Source organism: Bacteroides caecigallinarum (assembly GCF_016901995.1).
Classification (GTDB): domain Bacteria; phylum Bacteroidota; class Bacteroidia; order Bacteroidales; family Bacteroidaceae; genus Phocaeicola; species Phocaeicola cellulolyticus.
This window is the reverse complement of record NZ_JACJLE010000011.1, coordinates 16,868-42,863: the sequence shown is the minus strand read 5'-3', so window position 1 is coordinate 42,863 and position 25,996 is coordinate 16,868. Positions and strand designations below refer to the sequence as shown.

The 25,996-nt window shown below is 42.7% G+C and carries 19 protein-coding genes; 2 read left to right on the top strand and 17 right to left on the bottom strand.

Going from position 1 to position 25,996, the window contains the following annotated elements:
• Window positions 1-19: 19 nt before the first annotated feature.
• Window positions 20-439: a phospholipase gene (locus H6A61_RS04310; RefSeq protein ID WP_204391331.1), complete on the bottom strand. Its 420-nt coding sequence runs from the start codon at window positions 437-439 to the stop codon at window positions 20-22.
• 4 nt (window positions 440-443) lie between these two features.
• The gene (locus tag H6A61_RS04305) at window positions 444-1,673 is read right to left on the bottom strand and encodes a 3-phosphoshikimate 1-carboxyvinyltransferase (RefSeq protein WP_204391329.1); all 1,230 of its coding nucleotides are present in this window, start codon (window positions 1,671-1,673) and stop codon (window positions 444-446) included.
• Between the two features lie 131 nt (window positions 1,674-1,804).
• Between H6A61_RS04305 and H6A61_RS04300 the strand changes: the two genes are divergently transcribed.
• The gene (locus tag H6A61_RS04300; protein WP_204391327.1) at window positions 1,805-2,809 is read left to right on the top strand and encodes an aldo/keto reductase; all 1,005 of its coding nucleotides are present in this window, start codon (window positions 1,805-1,807) and stop codon (window positions 2,807-2,809) included.
• Window positions 2,810-2,865: 56 nt separating this feature from the next.
• Here the strand turns inward: H6A61_RS04300 and H6A61_RS04295 are convergent, their stop codons facing one another.
• The 15 genes from H6A61_RS04295 to H6A61_RS04225 form a co-directional block, all read right to left on the bottom strand.
• Window positions 2,866-4,173, bottom strand: a complete 1,308-nt coding sequence (locus H6A61_RS04295; protein WP_204391312.1) for a sensor histidine kinase — start codon at window positions 4,171-4,173, stop codon at window positions 2,866-2,868.
• Between the two features lie 11 nt (window positions 4,174-4,184).
• Window positions 4,185-5,540: a sigma-54-dependent transcriptional regulator gene (locus H6A61_RS04290; RefSeq protein ID WP_204391310.1), complete on the bottom strand. Its 1,356-nt coding sequence runs from the start codon at window positions 5,538-5,540 to the stop codon at window positions 4,185-4,187.
• A gap of 40 nt (window positions 5,541-5,580) precedes the next feature.
• Window positions 5,581-7,080, bottom strand: coding sequence for a TolC family protein (locus tag H6A61_RS04285; protein WP_204391308.1), 1,500 nt, complete (start codon window positions 7,078-7,080; stop codon window positions 5,581-5,583).
• A gap of 27 nt (window positions 7,081-7,107) precedes the next feature.
• Complete coding sequence (locus H6A61_RS04280) at window positions 7,108-8,361, bottom strand: ABC transporter permease (RefSeq protein WP_204391306.1); 1,254 nt, start codon at window positions 8,359-8,361, stop codon at window positions 7,108-7,110.
• Between the two features lie 3 nt (window positions 8,362-8,364).
• Window positions 8,365-9,714, bottom strand: a complete 1,350-nt coding sequence (locus H6A61_RS04275; RefSeq protein ID WP_204391304.1) for an ABC transporter permease — start codon at window positions 9,712-9,714, stop codon at window positions 8,365-8,367.
• A 36-nt stretch (window positions 9,715-9,750) separates the two neighbouring features.
• Complete coding sequence (locus H6A61_RS04270; protein WP_204391302.1) at window positions 9,751-11,052, bottom strand: ABC transporter permease; 1,302 nt, start codon at window positions 11,050-11,052, stop codon at window positions 9,751-9,753.
• A gap of 4 nt (window positions 11,053-11,056) precedes the next feature.
• Window positions 11,057-12,376 (bottom strand): ABC transporter permease, encoded by a 1,320-nt coding sequence (locus H6A61_RS04265; RefSeq protein ID WP_204391300.1) that lies wholly within the window; start codon window positions 12,374-12,376, stop codon window positions 11,057-11,059.
• A gap of 20 nt (window positions 12,377-12,396) precedes the next feature.
• Window positions 12,397-13,062: an ABC transporter ATP-binding protein gene (locus tag H6A61_RS04260; protein ID WP_204391425.1), complete on the bottom strand. Its 666-nt coding sequence runs from the start codon at window positions 13,060-13,062 to the stop codon at window positions 12,397-12,399.
• A gap of 55 nt (window positions 13,063-13,117) precedes the next feature.
• Window positions 13,118-14,428, bottom strand: a complete 1,311-nt coding sequence (locus H6A61_RS04255) for an ABC transporter permease (protein ID WP_204391298.1) — start codon at window positions 14,426-14,428, stop codon at window positions 13,118-13,120.
• 6 nt (window positions 14,429-14,434) lie between these two features.
• Window positions 14,435-15,739: an ABC transporter permease gene (locus H6A61_RS04250; protein WP_204391295.1), complete on the bottom strand. Its 1,305-nt coding sequence runs from the start codon at window positions 15,737-15,739 to the stop codon at window positions 14,435-14,437.
• 14 nt (window positions 15,740-15,753) lie between these two features.
• Window positions 15,754-17,004, bottom strand: coding sequence for an efflux RND transporter periplasmic adaptor subunit (locus H6A61_RS04245; protein WP_204391293.1), 1,251 nt, complete (start codon window positions 17,002-17,004; stop codon window positions 15,754-15,756).
• A 180-nt stretch (window positions 17,005-17,184) separates the two neighbouring features.
• Complete coding sequence (locus H6A61_RS04240) at window positions 17,185-18,600, bottom strand: AAA family ATPase (protein WP_204391291.1); 1,416 nt, start codon at window positions 18,598-18,600, stop codon at window positions 17,185-17,187.
• A 311-nt stretch (window positions 18,601-18,911) separates the two neighbouring features.
• The gene (locus H6A61_RS04235) at window positions 18,912-20,030 is read right to left on the bottom strand and encodes a PepSY-associated TM helix domain-containing protein (RefSeq protein ID WP_204391289.1); all 1,119 of its coding nucleotides are present in this window, start codon (window positions 20,028-20,030) and stop codon (window positions 18,912-18,914) included.
• Between the two features lie 61 nt (window positions 20,031-20,091).
• A complete protein-coding gene (locus H6A61_RS04230) occupies window positions 20,092-21,492 on the bottom strand; it encodes a DUF4374 domain-containing protein (protein ID WP_239469105.1) in 1,401 nt (466 codons plus the stop codon).
• Window positions 21,493-21,520: 28 nt separating this feature from the next.
• Window positions 21,521-23,851: a TonB-dependent receptor gene (locus H6A61_RS04225; RefSeq protein WP_204391421.1), complete on the bottom strand. Its 2,331-nt coding sequence runs from the start codon at window positions 23,849-23,851 to the stop codon at window positions 21,521-21,523.
• 307 nt (window positions 23,852-24,158) lie between these two features.
• Between H6A61_RS04225 and H6A61_RS04220 the strand changes: the two genes are divergently transcribed.
• Window positions 24,159-25,436, top strand: a complete 1,278-nt coding sequence (locus H6A61_RS04220; RefSeq protein WP_204391287.1) for a hemolysin family protein — start codon at window positions 24,159-24,161, stop codon at window positions 25,434-25,436.
• The last annotated feature ends 560 nt before the right edge of the window (window positions 25,437-25,996 follow it).

Genomic DNA, 25,996 nt, shown 5'->3' with positions numbered 1-25,996 from the left:
TTTTTTGTTCTTAACTAAATCAATGTATTCTTCTTTCTCCCACAATCAGGAACAGTTCGTCCTTAAGTTCGTCCGGCAGTTCAATGCCGCGCAATTGCAGGCTTCGGCACCATCCTGCCACCTCTACTTCCTGAGTGGAGTAAAGAATGTCTCTGAATTCTTCTATCTCTTCCTCGGTGTAGCTATCTGATGTACGTCCCTTGAAACGGTCCAGCTCTTCATCGTCGTAGTATTCTATTTTCTTGCTTACGGCTGCCAGAAGACTATCCTTCTCGCATGTCTCGTGCTGACCGCAGCATTCGCTGTCCACCTCAACCACTTGCGGCTCTTCGGTTATTTCTCCTTTTTCAATTTTCTTCTGGATGTTGCGGTTATAGAAGTATCCGGCAATAAGTCCGAACAGCGCAACACCGATGAGTGCTAAAACGAGTATCCACATGTCTTTATTCCTCCATTATGTTGAAACCTGCCTTGGTCAAATCATTCCAGAAACCGGGATATGATTTTGATACCACTTGCGGATTGTTTATTCTGATGTTCTTCAGCTTCAGTGCTGCTGGTGCAAATGCCATTGCCATTCTGTGGTCTTCGTATGTGTCTATGGCTGGGTTTGCGTCACTTTCGCATCTTTCTCCGTCCCACGACAATACCGAACTGTCGCTTTCCGATATTACGTATCCCAGTTTCTTCATCTCGTTTATAAGTGCAGCCATACGGTCTGTCTCCTTTATCTTTAGACTTTGCAGACCACTGAAACGGAACGGTATTCCCATCATGCAACAGGTCACTACGAACGTCTGTGCCAGGTCTGGCTGGTTTACGAAATCGTATTCCATTTTGTCTGTTACTTTTCCGCTTTTGGTCAGAACTACATTCTTGTCTCCATATTCGGTTGTTACACCCAGTTGCTCAAACAGTTCTGCCACTTTTGAGTCGCCCTGAAAACTCTTTTCGAAAAGTCCTGGAAGTTCCACACGAGCGTTGTCCGACAGGGCTGTCATCTCATACCAGTAAGAAGCAGCGCTCCAGTCACTTTCCACATAGTATGGAGTAGGTTTGTAAGTATCGTTGCTTATGCATATAGTGTGTTCGTCTGCCCATACGGCATCAGCTCCGAACTCTTTCATTATCTGGATTGTAAGATTGATATATGGTTTTGAAACAATATTGCCTGTCAGGTTTAGAGTAAGTCCGTTTTTAAGAGTAGGACCTATCATCATAAGAGCGGATATGTATTGTGAACTGATGTCTCCCGGCAGTGAGATAGAATTCCCATTAAGTTCTTTTCCTCTGATTTTCAGTGGAGGGAAACCTTCTTTTTCGGTATATTCAATGTCTGCTCCTAAGCTTCGCAAGGCATCCACCAGAATTTTTATAGGGCGTTGTCTCATCCTTTCAGTCCCCGTAATGATATGTTCGCCTTCTGTAACCGAAAGATATGCAGTGAGAAATCTCATGGCTGTACCTGCCGCCATGATGTCTATAGTGTCGGTCATTTCACTAAGTGCGCGCACCATCACGAAAGTGTCGTCGCATTCGGACAAGTTCTCTATTTTCCCGTCATGTTTTGACAGTGCTTTTATAATAAGAGCCCTGTTGCATATACTCTTTGACGACGGTAAAAGTATGTTTGTATTTATATTTTCAGGTGCTGAAACTTTTATTCTACCCATATTGCAATCTTTCAGTGTTCGTTTAGATTGCAAAGATAATGTATTTATTTGTTTTTTTGATGGAAAGCAGTTTCATATAATATTTTTATCTTTGTAACAGATTAACTTAAATACTAAAATCTGGTATAATTATGATAGAACCGGTATATTCTGCATCTCCCGACAGATATGACGGGAAGATGAAGTATCGCAGATGCGGTAAAAGTGGAATTCTTCTCCCTGAAATTTCATTGGGATTGTGGCATAACTTCGGCGATGTTGATACATTGTCAAACAGTAGGAAAAAGTTGCATTTTGCCTTCGATAATGGTATAACCCATATAGATTTGGCCAATAATTACGGACCTTCGTACGGTTCAGCGGAAGAGACCTTCGGGCATATAATGAAGACATCATTCGCTCCGTATCGTGACGAACTCTTTATTTCTACCAAAGCCGGACATGATATGTGGCCCGGACCATACGGAGAGTGGGGCTCAAGGAAATATCTTTTTGCCAGCCTTAACCAGAGTCTTAAAAGAATGAACCTCGAATATGTCGATATTTTCTATTCCCACAGGTATGACCCTGAAACTCCGTTGGAAGAAACATTGCAGGCGCTCGTGGATATAGTAAGAATGGGCAAGGCATTATATGTCGGTATATCGAAATATCCTGCCGACAAGGCCAGGTTCGCATACGAATATCTGAAATCCGAAAAAGTACCGTGTCTGTTGTATCAGGGCAGATATAATATTATTAACCGTGAGCCTGAGGAAGAAGGTGTTCTGGATGAAGCTTATAATACAGGTGTTGGCTTTATAGCTTTCTCTCCACTTGCCCAAGGCTTGCTGACAGACAGATATCTGAATGGAATACCCGAAGATTCAAGAGTCGCACGTGGTGGATACTTGAAGAAAGAAGCGCTCACCCCTGAGATGTTGGCGAAGATAGCTGAGTTGAACCGTATAGCTTTGGAACGTGGACAGACTCTTGCCGAAATGTCATTGGCATGGTTGCTGAAGGATAATAAGGTGACATCCGTAATAGTAGGCGCAAGCTCTGTGGAGCAGTTATCCGATAATATCAAGGCTTTGAACAACACATCGTTCGATGAGACTGAACTCAAGCGTATTGATGAAATTATAAAAGGTTGATTTTAACAGACTATATATGGAGGTAGTATAGTACCAATGTGTGCTATACTACTTTTTTATTGTATATTGGGGAAAGAGATGCGGAAACGGGTCAGTCCGTCGGAATATGTACGCAGCGAGAAAGTACATCCGTGCTTGGTCAGTACTTCACGGATGAATATCAGACCGATACCCTGGCCGTTCGGTTTTGTGGAGAAGAAAGGGCTGAAAAGTTTGGCTTCAACTTCCCGGCTGATACCCTTACCTGTATCTGCTATTTCTAGCGTTACTGGTGAATCCGTAGTACGGATGTATATGTCGCCACACTCGCCGATACTTTCAGCGGCATTCTTTATTATATTGACCAGTACCTGTTCAAACAGTACAGTATCTATTTTTACAACAGGATTTTCCGGACAAAGCTCGTTGTGGAGAGTTATTTTACGGTCGCGACAGATAGTTTCCATAAACATCCGGCAGGCGGAAACTCTGTCGTTCAGCCTTACCTGTTCAAGATTTGGCTCCGGTATCTTTACTACATTTGCAAAATTGGTTATGAAGCTGCTCATGCCATAACAGCGTTCCACACATACTTTCATAACTTCCTGTACGTCTTCCGTATCTTCCATCTCTTTCAGTGCCTCGCTTGCTGTTTCCAGAGTAGATGTGATTCCGGCCGTGGTATTGTTTACCTCGTGGGCTATCATGCGGATAACCTTCTCGTATGCCTTCTTTTCGGCTTTAACCACTTCGGCAGTCAGACTTTCTATCAGAACAAAGGGGTGTGCAAACCCTCTGTCAACAAACGAAAGCCGTGAGCAGCGGTAAATCATCGAGTCGCTCAGGCGGATAGTGTCGGTCGTATCTTTGGGCAACCGGTCTATCTCTTCAGCCAGCGGACATTCCAGATTCTTGAACTCTTTTCCTATCAGTTCGTTTGTCGTTGTGTATCCCAGAAATCGTAGTGCGGCAGCATTAAGCATGGAAATCTTTCCGTCGAAATCGAGTATGATAACTCCCATTGGGGAAACATTGATGAGCAAATCAAGGAAGTAATTCTGTTCGCGGAGTCTTAAACGTTCGTTTTTCAACTGGTCCATCATTCTGTTGAACATATCTACTATACGGTCTGCTTCAGCCTGTCTTACAGGAGCGAGACGGCTGCTGAAATCCTGCTCGCGAAGCAAATCCATTCCGTTGGCTATACTGTCCAGAGGTTTTACCACTTTGCGGTAGAAATAAACCAGAACAATAAGGCTGAGCGTTATGACTGCCTCGCCTACATAGTGGAGTGTTCCCTTTTCTTTTAAAGTGAAGAAGAACAGGATACCCCATGCGAACATCAGTAATATAGCCAGCAGAAAGAACAGGTTTTTCAGTTTCATCCTTATTGGGTTTAGTCGTTGAACGAAATGCCGTATTTTTCCAGACGGCGGTATAGAGCCGCGCGGCTGATACCTAATGAGAGGGCAACTTGAGAAAGATTATTGCCGTGTGCTTCAAGTGCCTGCATGATGGTACGTTTCTCCAGTTCCTCCAAGGTCAGACCTTGCAGGTTTTCAGTTACGGATGTAGTAGAAGTCGGATGATACTGTGCCTTGAAGTCATCTGCTGTAAGCTGCTGTTTGCCGCATACCAGTAATGTACGTTCTACCAGATTTTTCAGCTCACGTATGTTTCCGGGGTAGGGCAGGCGGCTCAGGTAATCCAGAGCATCGTCAGTCAATTCAACTGGAGAAAGTCCATCGGCTTTGCAACGACTGTCGGCAAAATGACGTGCAAGTAATGGTATGTCTTCCCTTCGTTCGCGCAATGCCGGAAGATGTACCGTTATCAGATTTATACGATAGAAAAGATCTTCGCGGAATGTGTGTTCACGTACCATCTGCTCCAGATTAGCATTTGTGGCGCACACCACTCTCACATCTACCTTTCGCGGACGGCTTTCGCCAAGAGGTTCGAATGTCTGCTCCTGCAGGACACGTAGCAACTTGACTTGACATGACAGATCCAGCTCACCTATTTCATCGAGGAAGATTGTTCCTTTGTCCGCCAGTTCAAAACGTCCTTTACGGTCCGTCACGGCATCGGTGAATGCCCCTTTCTTATGTCCGAACATCTCACTTTCGAAAAGAGTCTGTGAGATACCTCCAAGATTGACTTTTACAAACGGCTTGTTCCTGCGCGGACTGTTCATATGTACGGCCTCAGCAATAAGTTCCTTGCCTGTTCCGCTTTCGCCTGTTACCAGTACCGAAGCACCTGTACGTGCCACTCTTTTTACTGTAGTAAGAACATCAAGCAATGCCTTGCTCTTGCCTATGATATGGCTGCGGTCGAATCCGTCATCGTCAGTTAAAACCGTATCTGCAGACTTGTCTTTTGATGTAAGTTCCAGAGCTGTTTCTATGCGTTGCATAAGGGTAGCGTTATTCCATGGCTTTGTGATAAAGTCGAAAGCTCCTGCCTGCATACCCTGTACTGCCAACGGGATACTTCCCCACGCTGTCATCAATATTACAGGAACATCAGGGCAGAACAGTTTGACCTGCCTGAGCAGTATCAGTCCTTCTTCGCCATTGGTGGAAAGACTGAAATTCATATCCATCAAAATAAGTTGTGGTGTAACGGAACGGACTGTTTCTATAGCCTCTTTAGGACAGGAAACAGCCAGAACATCGTACTTTGCCCGCTTCAGCATGAAACTGAGCGAGGAACGTATTGCACTATCATCATCAATTATCAGTATCATAACTCTGCAAAAGTAAATATAATTCCTTTAATCTGTGGTTTTATCTTCTGACAATCTTTTCAAAGTCTGCATCAATTCCGGTGTTCGTCGCGAAATCCCAAAGTGTCAGACTGCGCAACTGATAATAATAATACCAGTAATAAAACAGTTCGTTGATATGCTTGCGGCGTGCCTCATCCTTCTGGCTTTGCGAGTCGTTCAGGTCGAGTGTGGAAATCTTTCCTATCATGAAAGTCTCTACATTGGTGTGATAGCGTTTTCTTGCTATCTGATCAGCCTCATCTGCCAGATGAAGCTGTGTCTGCTGGTTGTTGAACTGCTCAACCAGTATAAAGATATTCTGATTGAAATTCATGGACTCCTGACGCAGTTTGCTTTCTGTCACTTCGCGGTTACTCTGTGCCACTTTTACCTGTCCGCGACGCTTTCCCCAGTCCAGTATTGGAATCTTGAATCCTACTTCCACAACCTGATTGTCTTTCAACCGGCGGTAGGCACTGTCGAAATTGTTGTTTGTACCAGTGAAACCTACCTGGGCGAAGAGAGTAATTTCCCGCATATTTCCTTTTGCCTTTGCCACCTCATAATCAGCCTCAAGTTGTCGGCGACGTATATTGTGGGCGAAAGAGTTATTGGCAAGAGCTTTCTGGAGTACATCATCATAATCTAACCGTACGTCCGGTACAGAATCGGGAACTATTGGTTCGAGTTCTTCGTCTTCACTTAAGGCGAGGAAAGAACGTAGAGTAAACATACAGCTCTTCAACGAGCTTTCATTTGAAGTCAGAGTAGAACGGGCATCCAGCACATTCAGCTCCAGTTGCAGCAGATCATTCTCGCTGATCTGTCCCATACGGCGTTTAGCTTTTGCCACTTCGTGAAGCTTTTCGGCATTGGCAAGGTTCTGACGTGCTATCATTACATTTTCCTTTGCCAGCAGCAGATTGAAGAAATGATTTATGGTTGTCATTGTCACTTCCTCGGTTGCGCTTAGAAAAGCTGCTTTGGCTTCGGCATAGCGTACCGGTTCTATACGGCGGTTCCATTTGATGTTATTTACTCCGAAAATAGGCTGGCTCAAAGTCAGTGCGAGAGGGACGGACATAAAACGATTTTCAGCAGTTCCGTCCATCTGACGCAGGAAATCGAGTGAAGTGTTCAATGACAGTTTACCTCCCGTAAACCAGATGTTCTGGTCGATGGAAAGCTGTCCGTTCATCTGCATATAGTTGTTTCTGACAAATGTGTATGAGCCGTCATCCTGCTGATAAGAATTGTAATTCTTATTGTATGAAGGCAGATTTGCAGAAAAGTTTATTTCAGGCAGCAGGTCTGCACGGAACGTACGATACTCCCAGTAGGCTGTCTTCAGCTCGTTCAAAGCTACGGCTGCATCCACACTCTGTACGCGTGCCAGTGTGATAGCCTCGTCCAGTGATATGGTGCGCCGCTGCACCGGAGAGTCTGTTTCTCCGGTTGCAGACACCAAATTAATGTTAAGAGAGATTAGAGAGTAAATTAATATAATGCTTCGTTTCATAATTCAAAATAGAATTTTCAATAATGTTTATTCATCGTGCAATGCTTCTGCAGGCTGTATCTTCATGGCCCGGAGGGCTGGATACCAGATACCCATAACAATCATCAGTACCATGAGTAGAAATGCTCCTGCAAAACACTCCACGAAACGGAGCGTCGAAACATCGACTAGTGTATGTACTGTAAGGTCAGCCAATTGAATGTTGCAAGCAATTACCAGCGCAGGTATCACTGCTAATATCAAAAGAATGAGTCCTTCCAATAGAAAATATTGCATTACCCTCAGGCGACTGCTTCCCAATGCCATACGTAGAGCAATCTCACACCGACGCTTGCGGGTACGGTACCAGAAGGTAGCACAAACACACAGGAAAACATTGAACAGGAAGAAGGCGGCTACAGCATAAACTGTATTGAGGTAGTTTACAGTTCCTCTCTGTATATCGTAAGCCTCTTTCATATCATCATACGAACTGATATTATCCAAATAGAAGATTCCACGGTCGAACACCGGCTGCATATCGCGGCGGAAACGTTCGGCAAAACCTGCCACCTGGTCTGGTAAAACTCGTATTGCTACATGCTGCCAGAACAAAGCCTTGTCAGCAGGCAGGTATATGAAAGGCTCGTATCGGTCATAGTCACCCAGCTTGTGACGGGGTAGAATAGCGGCTACACGGTAATTTGTCACTTGACGCTTAGTGTTCGTACTATAGGGATTGAAGCAAGTCTTGCCTACTGCATCGCTAGCATGAGGCAATAGGAAAAGAGAATCTACTAAGTCCACACTCATCAGCACGGGAACGGGATTCTCGGTTGATGACCAGTGTTCCTTATTCAAATGTCCGGTCAAAGGTTCCAGGCGGAACACCTTGAAATAGGAAGATGTCACGTATCTGATGTAACAATTTACAACATGCGTAGAATCGGTATGCGGTGCATAGCCTTCGAACATCACCTCATTCGTATAAGGGACACTTCCGTAATAGGCACAAACCTCTTCCACTCCGGGATAATCTTTTATCAGGTTGTACAGATAAGTGAAATCTTCTCCTGCCCGCAGGTTGTCGGCATCGTTAATAAATTCCAACGGTTTGGTACCCATTGTCAGGTCGAATACACACGAGGTATCATATCCTTTGGGTTTCCAGGCTGCCCCTTCGTAATTGTACACTAAATCGATACCATACCACAACAATACGGTTACGATACATAATTCACTCCAAAGCCAGGCATTGACGCGCCGCTGGTTCCATATCTGATTGAAAATTTGTTTCCACATAGTTTATTCTCCTCCAGTTAATGTATATGAAATACTTCTGTGTACGGCTATCCATGCTGGTAACAGTACTGACAAGGCGTTAAACACCAGACAAATCGCAAGTACTGTCAGGAACAACGAAGGACGCAACAACAAATCGCTACTCAACACGATACCTTCCAGTTCCACACCACCTGTACCAAACAACCAAGCACCACATGCCAATACCAAAACACACGACAATGCATAACCCAACATGCCTCCTATCAAAGTGGTAGTCAGGCTCTCGAAAAACAATCGTCCGATAATGTTGGCATTAGAAGCCCCATACGCCTTACGGATGGCTATCTCGCCTAACCGGCTCTGCATTTGGGCATGAACCAGTCCTGATATACCTATGGCTGGTACTACCAGTAGAATCACTAGTAACAACACATAAACCAATCCAGAATTGATACTTCCATCGCGGAAAAAGGTGTACTCCGTATGCGTATATAGATGCGGATCCTGGAGAATATATTCCAGACCCTGCTTGTTTAGCAGTTCCATCCGACGGTTCACTTCAGCACGTATCTCATTTGGTGAAGTATTTGACGACAAGTGGAGAACAGTATAATGAAATCCTATCAGACCAGCTGTACTGGTACAAGGATCAACGTTTTCTTCATAGGTCAACGTAAAAGGTTCCCATATATCAGCGTATGCCGTTTGGAAAATTGAACTGACATTACGTACCACACCTGTTACACGGACTTCCTGAAAGTCCAGTAAGAATTGTTTGCCTACCGCCTCAACGCTTCCTCCAAACAACTCCCTCGCCAGTTTTTCAGTGATAACAACGAAACGGCGTACCACTCCATCATTTTGGTTGCGAACAAGTCTCCATTCGTTATCAGCCTTTTCGAAAGCAGATTGTCCGGCATCGTACTCAGCCTGAGTAAACGGACGTCCAGCCAGGAAATCATAACTGAAAAATTCAAACCAATTGGCTGCTACTGGGCGTAGCAATACAGAGTGACGGTCGGATGAGGCCGGCAGAGCACATACAGACTTCCTTAAACCTCCGTGCCATGTCAGGTCATCTACTCCCGGCAGGTCGTCAAAAAAAGCATGGAAGGATGTCGGTCCCAATCCCCGGTATCCCCACATATTTGTACCGTCGGGACGCATACACTGAGTGCCATAGTTGTAAAGTACCTGACTACGACGTGTCTCCGGTGCTATATCTGCCGTACGGAAATCATAAACCATCACCACCACCATCACAAAGGCCATGGTAACCGCCGTTCCTACTACACACACCGCCGTATAGAAACGGTGCTGATTCAGTTGGTTGAAAAGTATCTGTAAATTATGTATCCAAGCATATTTCATAGTTTAAATCGTTTATGAATCAAACAAAAAACTGTTTTATTCGTCTCTCAAAGCTTCAGTCGGGGCAATATTACTTATCCTATGTGCTGGAATATAGATACCTGTCAGTACTACCAGAAGCAGGATGAGATAGATGATGAATGACACTATAAGGAAGTGCTGTCCGAAATTGTCAATCCAACAAGGTTGTGTTATGGCATTGATATAGCTGCTTACCTCATGTAGCCCTTCACTGAGACCATATTGCATATATATTATGCAGCCTATAAGTGTAGCTATGGTTGTCAGTACCGCACCTTCACCAAGCAGTAGCAGTCGGATGTTGTGTGGAGTAGCTCCATACGACAGCATTACACCGACTTCTTCGCGTCGTGTACGTGTCTGTAGCCAGAAGGTACCTATGACGCCGAGACAAAGATTTATAAGGAAGAACATAGCTACACTCAGATTTCGGCGATATAGTGAAGTACTGCTGTAAAATTCGCTATCCGCAATAAGGTCGTCATACGACTGAAGGTCGCGTGCATAAAGATTGCCCGCCCGCATCTCACGAAGCATCCATGGCTTGAAATCATTAAGGAAGCGTTCCATGCTGACTCCTTCTTTTATACGGACCACAATATGCATATCTTCCAGATTATCAAGAATGTCGGGATGACTTTCTGGAATGAATACAGTCGGCAAAGGACGAAGATCATTGGCATATTTGAAAGGTTTTACAGTACCCACAACAGACATATAGATGGTATCTTTTCCCTCTGCCTCCCAACAGCGCTGCCTGTTATAGGTATTGGTGTGAAACATGCCTTCCAAAGCATCCTCTGTCAGTATTATATCGGACTCGTTATAAGTATAGTCGGAAAGTTGGCTTACATTCATACTGCCTTCTCCACGCTTGAAACCGTATGTCTCAAAGAAATTGGTATGTGGCCAGAAGTAAATATTCATGATGCTGAAATCTGTAGAATCGCCTTCTGCTGTCAGGCTGGAACTGCTGCTGCCCACAGAGCATGGATATACGAAAGAAACCATAGGAGTGGCATTCTTTACATCCGGATGTTGCCGTGTACGTTCAACAATATTCATGTATGCTTGCATCAGAGAAGCTGAATCCGTGCTTTGGGCATCATAGCCGGGTGCTTGTGGCTGAAGCATGGCTACCGATACCATGCATAGTCGGTCTGCATCATAGCCAAGTGGACGTTGACGGTCGTATGTAACTACAATCACTGGGTCGAATATAATCCACGAAAGTACAGCTACCAATATCAGTTCAGCCATAAGCCAACCGTTATTGCGGCGGCGTGACCATAAGTTTTTAAGTATAAGTTTAAGCATAATATTATCTTTTTTCATAAAGAGAATATACAATAGGTTTACGGAGCGACATCCATGCCGGAAGTAATGCTGATAGAAGATTCAGCAAAAGGCAGAGCAGAAAGGCAATGCCAAACACCGTAGGCGCGAAAAGCATTTCGCCGGACACATAAAGGTTAGCACCTTCAGGAGTGGCCGTCGGCCAGTCGCTGAGTAGAGTGAAAATCCATTCACGTCCCAAATAGACGGTTGTCCATGCCACAATCAGCCCTATAATGCCGCCTGCTACGGTAAGAAAGAGATTTTCCCACATAACCTGCGACAGAAGTGCGCTTCTGTTGGCTCCGAATGACTTGCGGACACCCATCTCCGGCAGGCGGTTTTCCATACGGCTGGCAATGAGTCCGCTCAGGTTCAGGGCAGGTACCAGCAGGAGTACCAATACCACTACAATAATATATCCTGCCGTTTTCCAGAAACTGAAGCTGACATCTGATGGACGTTCCTGAAAAACACTTGCGAAGTGTGAAGTTGGTTGCTCCCACAATTCTATACTCCAGAAATCCTTATATTCCAGATTTACACGTCTTGTCAGTTCCTTTATTTCGGCACGAAGGGTGTCAGCCTGTGCGTTATCCCTAACAAGGAAAGTAATGTTATATTGTCCGCAATATGGAAACATTTCTGTGAGTGGTTCCTTATAATTCGGAATAACCGAATAGGGCAGATAGACCTGTGCATATGATTCATTTGTAAGGTAACTTGCTCCACGGACTACTCCACATACACGATAGTCAATATAGTCAAGTGTGAACGAACGTCCCACCACTTCATCTGTGCTTCCGAAAAGTCGTCGGGCTAGATCATCCGATATGACAGCTGTACGTATGCCGCTTTCCAAATCAGAATCAGTGAATGGGTTGCCATCTACAAAACGTAATGGGTAGATACGGAAGAAAGCAGGGTCCACCAGCTTTAATGCCGGGCGAAAATCTCCGCTGCGGTCAGCTGGCTGGATATATCCGGCTCCAGACATTCCGCTTCCCAAATGGGCTGAAACCGCTACAACGTTTTTTAGAGGATATATCCATTCCTGTAAGGCGCGATAACTTAGGCCTGCATTCAAGTTGGATTTCTCTTTTTCCGAATGAAACATGGCATTAGTCAAATATAAAGTGTTGCTCCGGTTTTCTTCGGGATACACCGGTGCCAGCTTTACATAGTAAATCACAGCCATGATAACCGTCATTGCAATTGCAAGGCCTGTTCCTGTAATGTAAAGAGTACTGAAGAGGCGGTCCTGCCTCATCAATTCAATGGCTTGTTTAAAGTATGTTTTTATCATATAGAAATCTTTAAATCTTTTTATCCTATCTGACGTCCGTCGAAGAAACGTATAGTTCTTGAAGTCTGTTTTGCCTGTTCTTCGTTGTGTGTAACCATCACTATCGTGCGTCCGTCTTCCTTATTGAGCTGATGCAGCAGTTCCATTACTTCAGCACCCATTTTTGAATCCAGATTACCAGTCGGTTCGTCGGCAAGTATGATTTCCGGATTTCCGATAATTGCGCGTGCTATCGCAACACGCTGGCACTGACCGCCGGATAGTTGTGAAGGCATGTGTCGCATACGGTGGCTCAGTCCTACCTTCTTCAGAACCTCTTCTGCCAGTTGTCTGCGTTCTTTTGCCGATACGTTTCTGTACAGAAGTGGAAGTTCCACATTGTCAATCACATTCAATGAATTGATAAGATGGAACGACTGGAACACAAATCCCAGGTTCTTATTACGGAAAGCAGCCAGTTCCTTGTCTTTCATCCCTTCTACTACTGTTCCTGCTATTTTAATAGTTCCGCTTGTAGGAGCATCCAGCAGTCCCATAATGTTCAGCAATGTTGATTTTCCACAACCGGAAGGTCCCATAATACTTAGAAACTCACCTTTTTCCACATTCAGGTTTACATTTTCCAAAGCCTGTGTCTCTATTTCGTTAGTACGGTAAATCTTGTTGATCCCTGTCAGTTCAATCATGTTCATAGTCTGTTATAATTTAATTGTTAGTTATATGTTTTTTTATTATAAATCTTTATTCGTTTCTCAAAGCATCGGCCGGCAAAGTGCGTGCAGCCCGTACAACCGGAATATATGTCCCTATCAGCGCTATTATCAGCAATATCAGATAACTGATTATCAGAACTATTGAGAAGTGGAAGCCGAAGCGGTTCTGCCAGTATTCAGGATTCGGTACGAAATAACGGTTCATTTCCACTGCATATAGTCCGTTGGTTTGTGCATGATAAAGCAAGAAAGGAATGACCAGCACGAAAGCTGTTGTCAATAATAACCATGCTTCGATAAGGAATTGTCGCACAATACACCTTTGCGATGCTCCTATACTACGCATAACACCTATCTCTTCCCGACGGGCATTGCTACGAATCCAGAAGGTTCCCACCATACCCAAGAAGATGCAAAGCAGGGCGAAACCAGTCAAGGCATATTGCAGGCGGAGCTTGTTGGTTACGCCGCTTGCCATCGCATAGGCCTCACTCATGTCTGAAAATTTTTTCAGACTGTCAAAATAGAAATTGCCAATGGATAGTTGAGGCCCCACTTCCTGCTGGAAACGCTGTATGAAGGCTGATTCGTCTACATCTGGTTTCAGACGGATGATAAAATTATACCACCATGGCATATACTTGCTTCCATACATTTCGCTGTAAGTAGTGATAATGAGTGGGTAAGGTTGTTCGTAGTCGCGGTGTTTGAAATCGACGAATACTCCGGCTATCTCTAATGTCTCATCTTCCTGGTAGATTTTTTTTCCTATTACATCAATACTTTCAAAAAGGCGTTTTGCAAGCCTTTCCGAGATAAAAGCTTTGCCGTCTGTTTGTTCCGGCAACCGGAGGTTTTTACCGGTAAGTGCATCCTTTATTTCGTATGTTTGGAGCATGTCGCTTCCTTCTGTTGCCACAAAGCTGTATTTTTGAGCATGTACGAATCCTTCATTTTTGTGTAAAGAGGTGGTATCAGCAAAAACTTTTGTTCCGATCCACGAGTTGCTATTAGGAAAACTTTGATTACCGGAAATTGTCCAGTATTCCACTTCTGGCAGTTCACGCACTATGCGGGCGATACGATGGTAAGCCACCAGATTCATAGAGTCGGAAGCCATATCGGGATTGAAGTTCCCGTTCGTCGCGTCGTACATGCCGATGTTCATCACATAAAGTCCTTCGGGATTATAGCCACGGTCGATAGCACGGTTGGCGGTCAATACATAGATAGGATCGATAACTGTCCACAAGAAAAAACTGACAACCAGCAATTCCAAGAATATCCAGCCGTTCTGACGGCGCTGGTTCCATAGTTGGTGTAAAATAGTTCGTATCATGACATTTTATCTTTTCGAGTTCAACGATTCTGTGATGGTATGTCGCAACGCATACAAAGCAGGTACAAGCGCCGACACCACATTGAGCACAACGCACACGGCCAAGGCAATGCCGAATACCGCAGGATTGAACAACATTTCTACCGTGAACGAAGTGGAAAGGGAAGTATCGTAAATGTTCTTGTCGAATAGTGTCAGAATCCAGTCGCTGGCCGTCAATACAATCAAGTATGAGAATACCAGTCCAACCAGTCCTCCCAATAAGGTCAATAATAGATTCTCGCAAAGCACCTGCTCCAACAAACATCGACGGGTAGCTCCGTATGCCTTGCGGAGACCCAATTCTGAAATACGGCTATCCATTCGCGAAGAAATCATTCCACTCAAGTTCAATGCCGGAATGAAAAGTAAAGCCAGCAGGATATAAAGAAAATCTTTAGCCAGATCCATCGTGTCCGGAACCTTATCCAAATCCTGACGGAAGGTGCTGAGCCAATATATGTCCGGTTGTCCCATAAGGTCGTATTCATAGTCTTTGTCCTGCTGTGAATACCGGCGGAACACATCCTGTACCTCACTACGTACCTTTTCAATATTCGCCTTATCGTCAACCAACAGGTAAGCGTACACATTACCCAGCAATCCCATACGGTCCAACTCTTTTTGGATGTATTGTGCATTGAGCAATGGCAGCCAAAGATCGCCCACCGTTTCTGGTGTGGCATTGGATACGTCCTGTACCACGCCACACACACGGTAATCACGTCCATTGAAACTGAAATGACGTCCCGTTACTCCCTCGACCGTAGCAAACAGACGTCTGGCCAGTGATTCGCTAAGGACGGCTACCGGTGACTTGGCTTCAACATCTTCCTGTGTAAAAGGGTGGCCTTCGATGAAACGGAAAGAAAAGAGTTTCCAGAAGTCTTCGTTGGCAAAACGTGGAACTGCCTTGAAAGGCTTTACACCCGTAGCAGACACCTGATAGTTTTCCCAAGAATCAAACATACTACCGGCTACCAACTCCACATGGGGCAGGTCTGTAAGTATTTCATCAATCACATAATAAGCCATACCACCGTTGATAGTCCAGTTTTCGGGCTTGCCCTTCGGGTAGCGTTTTATCGGTTTGACAACGAGTGTCCTATTACGGTTGTATTCAGGATAGACAGGACCGAACTTTACGTAGAAGATAATAAAGAGAGTCATCACTAACGCAATGGACAGACCAGTACCCACCACGTATATACCGGTAAAAAGTTTGTGTTGTCTGACAAGTGTCCATGCTTGTCTGAAGTAATTCCTTATCATACTTATCGCTGTATTTATTTTCTTAGTTTCAACTTGTTCTTGTTTTTATACTGACTCATGTCGCTTATAACAACTCTGTCACCGGGCTGAAGTCCTGATACCACTTCCACATATTCGAAATTGGAATCTCCCAGACGGACCTTTCGTTTTACCAGCTCATCTGAACCGTCAAGTACAAAAAGCTGATAATCGCCGCGTCCGACGTAATAGCTTGAATTGGCAATGCGCAAAACATCTTCCTTTACGGCATTCATCACATACACATCTGTTTTCAGTCCTGAGCGGAGACGGCGGTTACTGTCGTCTTCCAGCTGAACGGTAAATGAAATGACTCCGTTCTTTGAAAGCGGTGTCACACTGCTCACCTGTCCCTCAAGTTTCTCACTGCCTATCTTTACTACGGCCTTTCCGCCGGCCGCAACACGGTCACCATAAGTGTCGGCTATCTCACCCTCAACCTTGAAATGGCTCAAATCGGAAATCACTGCTATACGCGAACCTTCGTTTACCTGAGCTCCAATCTGATTGTTGATATACGTCAGGATAGCCTTGCGTGGCGAGCGTATCTGTGCCTCGTCAAGCGTACGTTTTGTCTCGGCAAGTCCTTTAAGGAAAATCTCATACTCCAGTTGTTTTACCTTCAGGTCGGCGGCCTTGACCTTTCGTTCATTGGCGAGTTGCTGATGCAGCTGTTCCAGTTCCAGCTTTCCTGTTTCGAAATTCAGTTCTGCCTGATGAACCCTGTCCATAGTACCCGAACCCAGACTGTCGAGGTAACGCTCATTGCGTAGTTCCACTTTCATGCGGTTCAGTTTCATTTCAGCCACCTTTACTTTCATCTCAAGGTCACTCAGGTACGTACTGTTGTTCACTTTCAGCTGTTCCAGTTGGTAGCGTTTCATCTGTTCCTCATCCAGCAGCTTATTGTATTCTGTCTTGGCGCTCTGCAGATCCAGTTTAAGAATTGGTGTACCTATATTTACGCTGTCTCCACCTTTTTTATATACTTCCAATATACGTGTGTTGATAGGGGAGTTGATAATTTCCTCGAATGCGGGAACCACCTTTCCTGAAGCGCTGACGCTAACCTCTATAGTACCCTTGCTTACTTCCGAGAATACCAGGTCTTTTTCTTTCACACTGCTGCGCATCAGGGAAAAAAGTATTAGGATGAGGGCAATGCAGCCACCTCCTATACTTCCATATTTTAATATTCGTCTGTTACGTTCTTTTTTCAGAACTTCTTTTGGTATTTCTCTATCCATAATAATCTGTTTTGAATAAAATTGTTCGTTATGACGCTTTTTATTATGCAAGATGTGTGCCAAAATATTAATCCGTTGATTATCAGTGAAAGACGAAAAAATAAGGTGTCCGAAAACGGACACCTTGTACGGTTTTGTATTTAAATACTGTTTAAATGGTGTTTAAACGCTGATTAAACGCTATGCAAACAAATCTTCCAACGTTATTTCGCTTTGCACTATACCGGAGTGAGAGTTCTTACGGATTCCGTATGTCGTTACCATAGTAATATGTACAGCCTTGCGCGTATTTGTGGTCTCGATGAATGCGCTCTTTTTGTTGCGTAGGTTACGTTCGTACTCAGCATCGATAGAAAACTCTGACAGGGAGTATTTCATTTCGCATATATTCACTACCTGGTCATTGCGGTCTATCAACAAATCTATTTGTGCTCCTTCGCCATTTTCATCTGCTTCCTTTCGCCATGAGTAGATGTTGCTTAATACTCCGGAAATGCCTAATCCTGCCTTGATTTGCTGCGTATGAGCCATACACAGGCGTTCAAAAGCCAAACCACTCCATGCTCTATGCGTTGCAGAATCAATAGAAACCGACCAGAAGTGCTCGTCATTGTTTGTGTTTTGCCGGATAAATTTGAAATAAAAGAGCGTATAGTTGTCTGTCAATTGATAGATTGCCTCTTTTGTTTTTTTTCCATAACCATTGAATTTCCGTATAAATCCGCAGTATTCCAACTCGTCAAGCACTTTGCTCAATGCACCATTGCTTTGCTTGTCTGTTGCTGTTATAATTTCTTCGCGAGTCATACCTGCCTTTTTTCTGCCGAGAGCTGTTACTACATCTATATATTGTTCAGGCGATTTAAACAGAGAAGCATAGAGTTGGTTAAACTCATTTGTCAATTTCCCATTTCTGGAAAAGAACATTTTATCGATGTTTTGAGCAAGACTAAGTCCTTTTTCAAGCAAGTTCCAATAAAATGGTATGCCTCCCAATACCATATAGCACTCGGCAATTTGATACCGGCTCATTTCAATTCCCTTGTTTTGGACGAACATTTCGCACTCTTTCAGAGTAAATGGTTGAAGGGCAATACGTTGTGTCACACGATTATGAAGTCCTCCGTGGTCGTTAATCACCTTATTGATAATCCACGATGTGGCAGATCCGCATATAATCAAAACAATATCCTTGCGGGCTGAAGCCCATCCATTCCAGAAGTGTTCAAAAGCAGAAATGAAATTCGAACGGGGGGTGTCCATCCACGGAAGCTCATCAAGGAATACTATCTTTTTCTCGTCTGTTGAGTTCTTAAGAAAATGAGATAACAGACTGAATGCTTCCAGCCATGATTTCGGAGTAGGACAATCGTCGTAACCTGCATCGCGAAGTGAGATAGCAAAACTGAACAATTGGTCTTTGGTTTTGGCATTGGCCAAGCCTGTATGCTGGAATGTAAACTTATAGCCAAAAGTTTCACGAATAAGATATGTTTTGCCTACGCGTCTGCGACCATAGACTGCTATCAATTCCGAATACTCCGACTGTGCTGCCGAAAGTAATGTTTTCTGCTCTTCTTTTCGTCCAATTATCATAACTGTTGAATTTTACTTTAACAAATATAGTATAAAAAATCCATATAAATTGCCAAATCTCATATATTTTTGAAGATTTGGCAATTTATGATATGTTTTTGAATTGAGAAACTGCTTTACTGCTATAAAATGTTTGGTTTTTGCCGTCGAAAAAGTATTTTCTTCAGCTTATTTTCTATAAACAACAGTGTGGTTTATAAAAACAGAACTTGTGTTTATATAAACCACACTGTTGTTTATACAAACACAAGTTCTATTTACAGAATATGTAAGCCCGTTACGAACTTTCAGATATGTTGTCTGGAGTTTTGTTACCTCATCTTCTTTTTAAGCCAAAGATAATATCCCGTAAGTGGGAGAGTTGCACCTATCAGTGCTGCCAGGAAGTAAAGGACTTTGGTTACAGGACCGCCCCATGTTCCTACGTGCAGCGAATATATCAATCCTTTGAGGTTCTGCCGGACACTGTTATCCTCGAATTTTCTGATTTCGGTTATTTTGCCGGTTTGGGGATTGAACTTTATGTTGTCAGATTTCTGTCTGTATCCGTTTTTATTCAATGATACAGTGGCTTCATTTTTGCTCAGCTTGATATAGTTATATTCGGGATAGAGATTTTGTATCTCCTTCAAGGCAGCATCGTATGCTATGCTTGTTTCCTGTCGGCGTTCTGTCTTGCCGTTTTCTTTTTTCTCATCATGTCCATGTCCGTGAGCGTATCCGGCTTGTTGGCTCTGTGGTTGAGGCTCGGCTCCAAGAAGTGAGGACACGGCTTCCCTATACCATCCGAACGACCATGTAGGTCCGGTCAGTGCCATAATCAGTAGGAATATTGTGGCATAGAAACCGAGTGCTACGTGAGAGTCGTACATCAGTCGTCTTGTACCTTTGCCGCACGCCACTGTAAGTCTGTTTTTCAGAGCCTTACGGGTACGTGGAATCCATATCACCAGTCCGCTTATGAGGATTATTGTCATGGCTATTGTAGAAATACCCACTATAAGTCTACCGGTTGACATGCTGCCTTTACTTTTAGGAATATCAAGAAACCATCTGTGGAGTTTCCTCATAGTCTGAAAGAAAGGATATGATTTCGACCATCCTATGCTTTCTCCTGTGTAAGGATTGACGAACAGGACTTTCTTTCCTCCGTTGCTGAAGCTTATCTGATAAGTTTCTTTGGGAGAGTTAGGAATCCTTACTGATGAAATCTTCATTCCATCGTGCTTCTCCTGTAATATATTTATGACCTCAGAAGGACTGAGTCTTTCCTTGCCTTGCGGTATTTCCACCTGATACAGATTTTTGTTTAGGGCACGTGTGATATCCTGTTCGAATACAAGTGTGGCTCCGGTGAAACATATCACAGTGATTATCAGCCCTAATGGGATAGAAAGCCAGAGATGTATCTTGTGTAATGTTTTATTCATTCTTATTTTTTTGTAATAAAATATTATAGGAGATGGAAGCTCTCCTATAATGCTATCAATGTTATTCTGTTACATTAAGTCTTCCTACACCTGAAAGCTGAGTCGCCTCTACGGTAAGTCCTTTTGTCGCAACTCCTGTAGTAGGGTCTATCTTATAGATGGCAGGATATCCGGAAGTGGTAGTAACTGCTACATAAGCTTTTCCATTTTCTATGTATGGAGTGTTTCCGAATCCGCTTACGTCCGAAGGCATGCCTGTTACGTATGTAAGCTTCTTGTCTTCAGCCTTGAAAATAGCAAGCTGGTTTGCTGTATAACCTGTTTCTGAGAATGGACGGTCGTACATGAGCAAAAGGAAATAGTCGTCAGCTATAGGCCAGCAGCGCATGAATGATTTTCCGTCTGTTTTCTCTTCTATATTGCAGTAATAATCGTCAAAAGCTTCTGTTCCGGCAGGAATTCTCACAACTCCGGCAGGCAGTGTAGTCTGCTGGCGGCTGTCTTTCATCGTTTTGGCATAACTTGGTGAGAATACGTAAATATCACCGTTGCCTGCACTCCATACCATTTGGTAGTACTGCGATTTCATTCTTCCGGCTGCATAGCTTATCTTGTCTGTCGTTATGATTTTCTTTTCTGTGAGAGTCTCGTCAGAGAATATAGCTATGTGGCATTCGTTTGGGTACTGAGTCCACTGAAGTTCATCTTTGTCATACGCACTACTTCCGCTACCACCTGATTCAGTCTTTACCAAATCCTCATTGCCTGGCAGAACCCATTTCCCGTTTTCAAATTTGGTTCCGTACTGGCTCAATCCCATAGGTATGGCTGCCGAAAATATCTTGCCGTTATTTTCAAGAAGACCTGCTAAGGTAACATATTCTCCGTTTCCAAGGAAGTTTTCCGACAGATACTTTTCGTTTTGAGTATCGTTAGTTGTATAAACTTCTCCTGCGGCATCCAAATAAGAAATGAGGAATGATTTCGGTGTATAACCGTTTTCATCGTTCCATTCTGTAGGTCCGTCGCCGGTAGAAGTAGTCATGATATACTTTCCGTATGTGCCAAAAGTAGTAAAACGTCTTATGGCAAATTCTCCGTTTCTCTTTTTAATATTATTGTTTGCGTCAAGGATGAATGATGTTGTGACCCCCGCATTACCTTGGTTGTATGCCAGCCCGTAAAGATACTGGTTGTTATAGTATATCCACTGTGTAGCTCCGTCGTTAACAAGTCCGTTGTTTTTGGTTGAAACAGTTCCTTCGTCTAGCGATGAGGCTGTAAGAAGTACGTTAGTGGTATTTCCGGATGCTGTGACCGATGCAGCTATTACATATTGACCTTTTTGGTCTGTATTGTTGTTATTATTGTTGTTGTCAACTGTCTCCTCGCTGCATGAAGTTGCAGATACTGCTACGCCAAGTAATATGGCCATGTTTCTGATAAAATTTTTTTTACTCATTTTTTTGCTCATTTTAGATTGTATTCTTTTATTTACCAAAATATACTCTTACTTTTCCGTAGAATGCTCTTCCTGCTTTCTGTAAACTAAAATTGTCGTACAGTTTTTCGTCTGTCAGATTACGGCATTCGAAGGAAATGTTATATCTTCCTTTCTTCATGCTGTACGAAAGACTGATGTTGTGCGAAAACTGGTTTGGAACAATGTAGTCGCTGCTTGAGCCTATCACCTGCGAATAGTATGAAAAGCTGTGCAGATACTGGTTGTCGTATGTAAAGGTCAGCGTGTTGCCTTTCTCAAACAGGTTGTGCCAGTATAGGTTTATGTCCGAATCGGCAAACATATAAGGTATGTTTGGCATACGTTCCTTGTAAGCCAGATTAGGCTGGTTGGTACCTATTGCCTTTTCCTGATTGTCCCTTACATCCATTCGGGTGAAATTCCCTCCGATACTCAGCCAATTGCTGAATCCGTATCTTATTGAAGCATTTACTCCTTTGGTAAGAACCTTTCCATAGTTGATATATGTTGCAGCCATTTTGCCACCGCTGAGGTCGGCAATGTTTCTCTGTATATAATCCTTTGTATCACGATATACAAGTCCACCTTCCAGATAAACACTATGTTTGCCAAAAGTCTTGTTATAGCTTATATTCAGATTTATATTGTCACTGTTCTCAGGGCGAATACTTACATCACCCATTTCCAGGTCTTCATCACCGAACATTTCTTCTATGGTAGGCAGACGGTAGGCTTTTTCATACGAGAGTTTTACCTGCAATGAAGGTATTACGAAGAATGTACCAGCTGCTCCATAACCGGTTGAACTGACTTTTCTGTCTGTACGTACAAAGTCTGAATTATTAGCATCTGTGGCTTGCGGACCTGATACATACTGTAAATATTGTTTTGCAAAAGCTGAAAAGTTCCATCTTTCCGACATCATAAGTCTGTATGACAGTCCGCTGATGTTTTTCCTTGTACGTTTGTCTATAGGGTCGGTCTGTTCTTCTTTGGTTAGTAGAGAAGTGTTTTCGCGTCTGAATGCATTGAACACATTATTAAATGTAATGAAATGTGCCTTACCTATTCTGTAGTTCAGTGTTACTGTATTGTTCCAGTTATCATTGTCTGCACGCGAATATTGATACGACTGTTCTCCACGGGTATTCATCAGTTTCTTGTCGCCTAGCCAGTTGTATTCGTATGCTGCAGTGTCTACATTATAAGTAGTATTTCTGTTGTAGTTACCTGTTATCATCAGTTCAAGTCCTTTAATAATAAGGTCTCTTTTACTGTATTCCACTGAAGGCATAAGCGAATGTCCTTTTCTGTGCTTTTCGCCATAGACGATATTCTGACGTACACCTGTCTGTATGTCCTGATACATATTTGAATATGTAAATCCGAACATTAGTCGGTCTGCCCATTTCTTATCTACTACACCAATTTTCCCGATTACAGCTTCATTGTGGTAGGTGTCATTGAATCTTTTTACTCTGCCTGTTCCTGCGTTGATGTTTCCGGTTTCAAAGTCTTTTATAGGTCCGTCTATATAATAATTGTTGTCCGAATAATTCTGAAAAGCATTTATCTCGTAGGTAAATCCGTTTTTCAAAGTCTGTCCGAAATGAATGTTTGATTTATGAGTATTGAAAGAACCGTATGAATACGAAGCATCAAGGAACCAGTTCTGTCTCTTTTTGTTCGTGACAATGTTGATAACTCCTCCTATGGCGTCCGAGCCGAAGCCTACTGGAACTACACCTTTATATACTTCTATTCTCTCTGCAAAGTTTACCGGGATGTTATTCAGGCCGAACGAACTTCCAACGCCTTCCTGCGGAACGCCGTCAATGAAAACCTTCACGTGCTTTCCACTGAAACCGTCAAGCATTAGCTGCATGTCCGAACCTACACCTCCTGATTCTCTGAGTTTCATTCCAGGAGCTTTGGCTAGAGCATCACTCAGGCTTTTGGTACTGTTCTTCATCTCCTTTGTGTCAACAGCCACTGCATTGAATGCTGAACGTTTCAGACGACTCACTCCGTTTGATACTACAACTACTTCGTCCAGTTCTGTTACTGACGGTTTTAATGTTATTATGTGTCTGCTGTTGTGATGACCGACATTGATCTTTCTTTCGTAAGTCTCGAAACCTATGGCCGAAACTACAAGTGTGTATTCTCCAGCAGGAGCGTTAAGTCTGTATTCTCCTTTTTCATTAGTAGTACATCCGAAGTTGGTGTTCTTCAGATAGACGGTTGCAAAATCCACAGGACTCTTGTCTGTAGATTTTACTATACCGGATAAGATAATCTTCTGTACCTCCGCTTTGACTGTCATACATAATGTCATTGCGGCAAAAAGAAACACAAATTTAAAATACTGACTCCACAGCTTTTTGCTCATAAACTAATACCTTATAAATATATTTTCTAATCTTTTAATTCCGGATGCAAAGTTACTGCCATGAGCATTTTCCCACAATCGCAATTTTTAGGTATATTTCATGCTGTTTTTTGTATGTATTACTAATCATTTTTAGGTATTGCCCAAAATGGACAATAAACATATTGTTAAAACTTTCTAATAGAATGTTATTAATTCGTCTTGAGCGTGAACAATCTATTATTTTTGCTGTTGAAAATATTTATATATATCTATGAACGAAATTTTTATAATCATCTGGTTGATATTGCTTAATGGAGTTTTCGCAATGTCCGAGGTGGCGCTCATATCAGCCCGTAAATCACGTCTTTCCGCTGACGCTAAAAACGGAAACAAATCGGCCAAAACAGCCCTTAAACTTGCTAATGAACCGGACAGGTTTCTTTCAACAGTACAAATCGGTATTACTCTTATAGGAATCCTCACCGGTATTTATTCCGGAAACCAGATTGCGGTTGACCTTACAGAAGCTATGAAATCTTGGGGAATTTCTTCTACATACGCTTTTGGCTTGGCCCAGGGAATTATAGTTGTAGTCGTGACATATCTCACTATTATATTTGGCGAGCTTGTTCCTAAGCGTATAGGTATGAGTATGGCTGAAAAGGCTGCAAAGGTAATGGCTCAGCCGATGAACATACTTTCTGTAATAGCTCTTCCTTTCGTTTGGTTGCTAGCAAAAAGCACTGAGGTTATCTTCAATCTTCTTGGAGTAAAAGAGGAGGATAATAAGGTGACAGAAGAAGAAATCAAGTCTATTATTAAAGAGGGAGCCGAAGACGGTGAGGTGCAACCGGTTGAGCAGGATATCATGCAGAGGGTATTTCTTTTGGGCGATTTGAAGGTAAGCTCTATTATGACGCATAAGTCGGATATCGTATGGCTGGACACAGATATGACCGTAGATGATGTAAAAAGCATTGTGAATGACAATCTTTATGAATTCTATCCTATTGCTGATGGTGATTTGGATCATGTAAAAGGTGTTATTCATTTGAAAGATCTCGTTTTGCATCTGCATGAAAATGATTTTAATCTTGTTTCTTTGACACAGGAAGCGGTGTTCTTCCATGAAAACATGAATGTATATAAGGTGCTTGAGCAAATGAAGATGAAGAAGATAAGCCGGGCTCTTGTATGTGATGAATTTGGGGCATGTACTGGTATTATTACATTGAAAGATATTCTTGAAGGACTGGTAGGAAATGTAGATGAAGCCGATGATGAACCAGACATTATCAAGAGAGTAAATAACGACGGGTGGTTGGTTGACGGACAGTGTCCTATGTACGACTTCCTTAATTATTTCAACCGTCCTGAATTGTTTGAAAAATCAGATTTCCATACCCTTGGAGGACTTATATTACAACACCTGCAGCATGTACCTCAAAGTGGGGAGACTCTGCAATGGAATGGATTTAATTTCGAAGTAGTTGATATGGACGGGGCAAGAATTGATAAGGTTCTTGTTACTCAGGTCAAACATGATTAGAAAAGATTTTAACCGCTCTATTATGGGCGGTTTTTTGGGGGGGGATAATTAAGAATGAGTTGAAATGCAATAAAAGATGAAATGTTTTATGAACCGAATAGCATCCATTTTATAATGTTAGATTTGTATATGTATTTGTTCACAATGTTTTATGAAATGATAATTTATTTATGACGAGAATCCGTTCTTTTTTATTTGTTTTACTGCTTACAATATGTATTACAGATTTTCGATAGCTCTGAAAATGGATGTTCAGAATAAGTATTTTTTATAATTTATATTCTTGTATTGATTAAAAATCTTATAAATATTCACATTAACAATATTTATACTTTCAAATTGGTGCTTTCATATTTGTGTAATATTATTGCTTAATGTGTTCCTGTTATACTTATTGTGTGACATAATTAAATGAAAAATGCGTGTCTGTGTGTTTTTTTGTAAAGGATGAATATGTTTATGTAATAAGCAGGTTATATATTGTAATGAAATAACTTCATTAATTTATTTTATGCTATGCCATACTTTTGTAATTTTGCGCCCACAAAGAATTAAGGAAT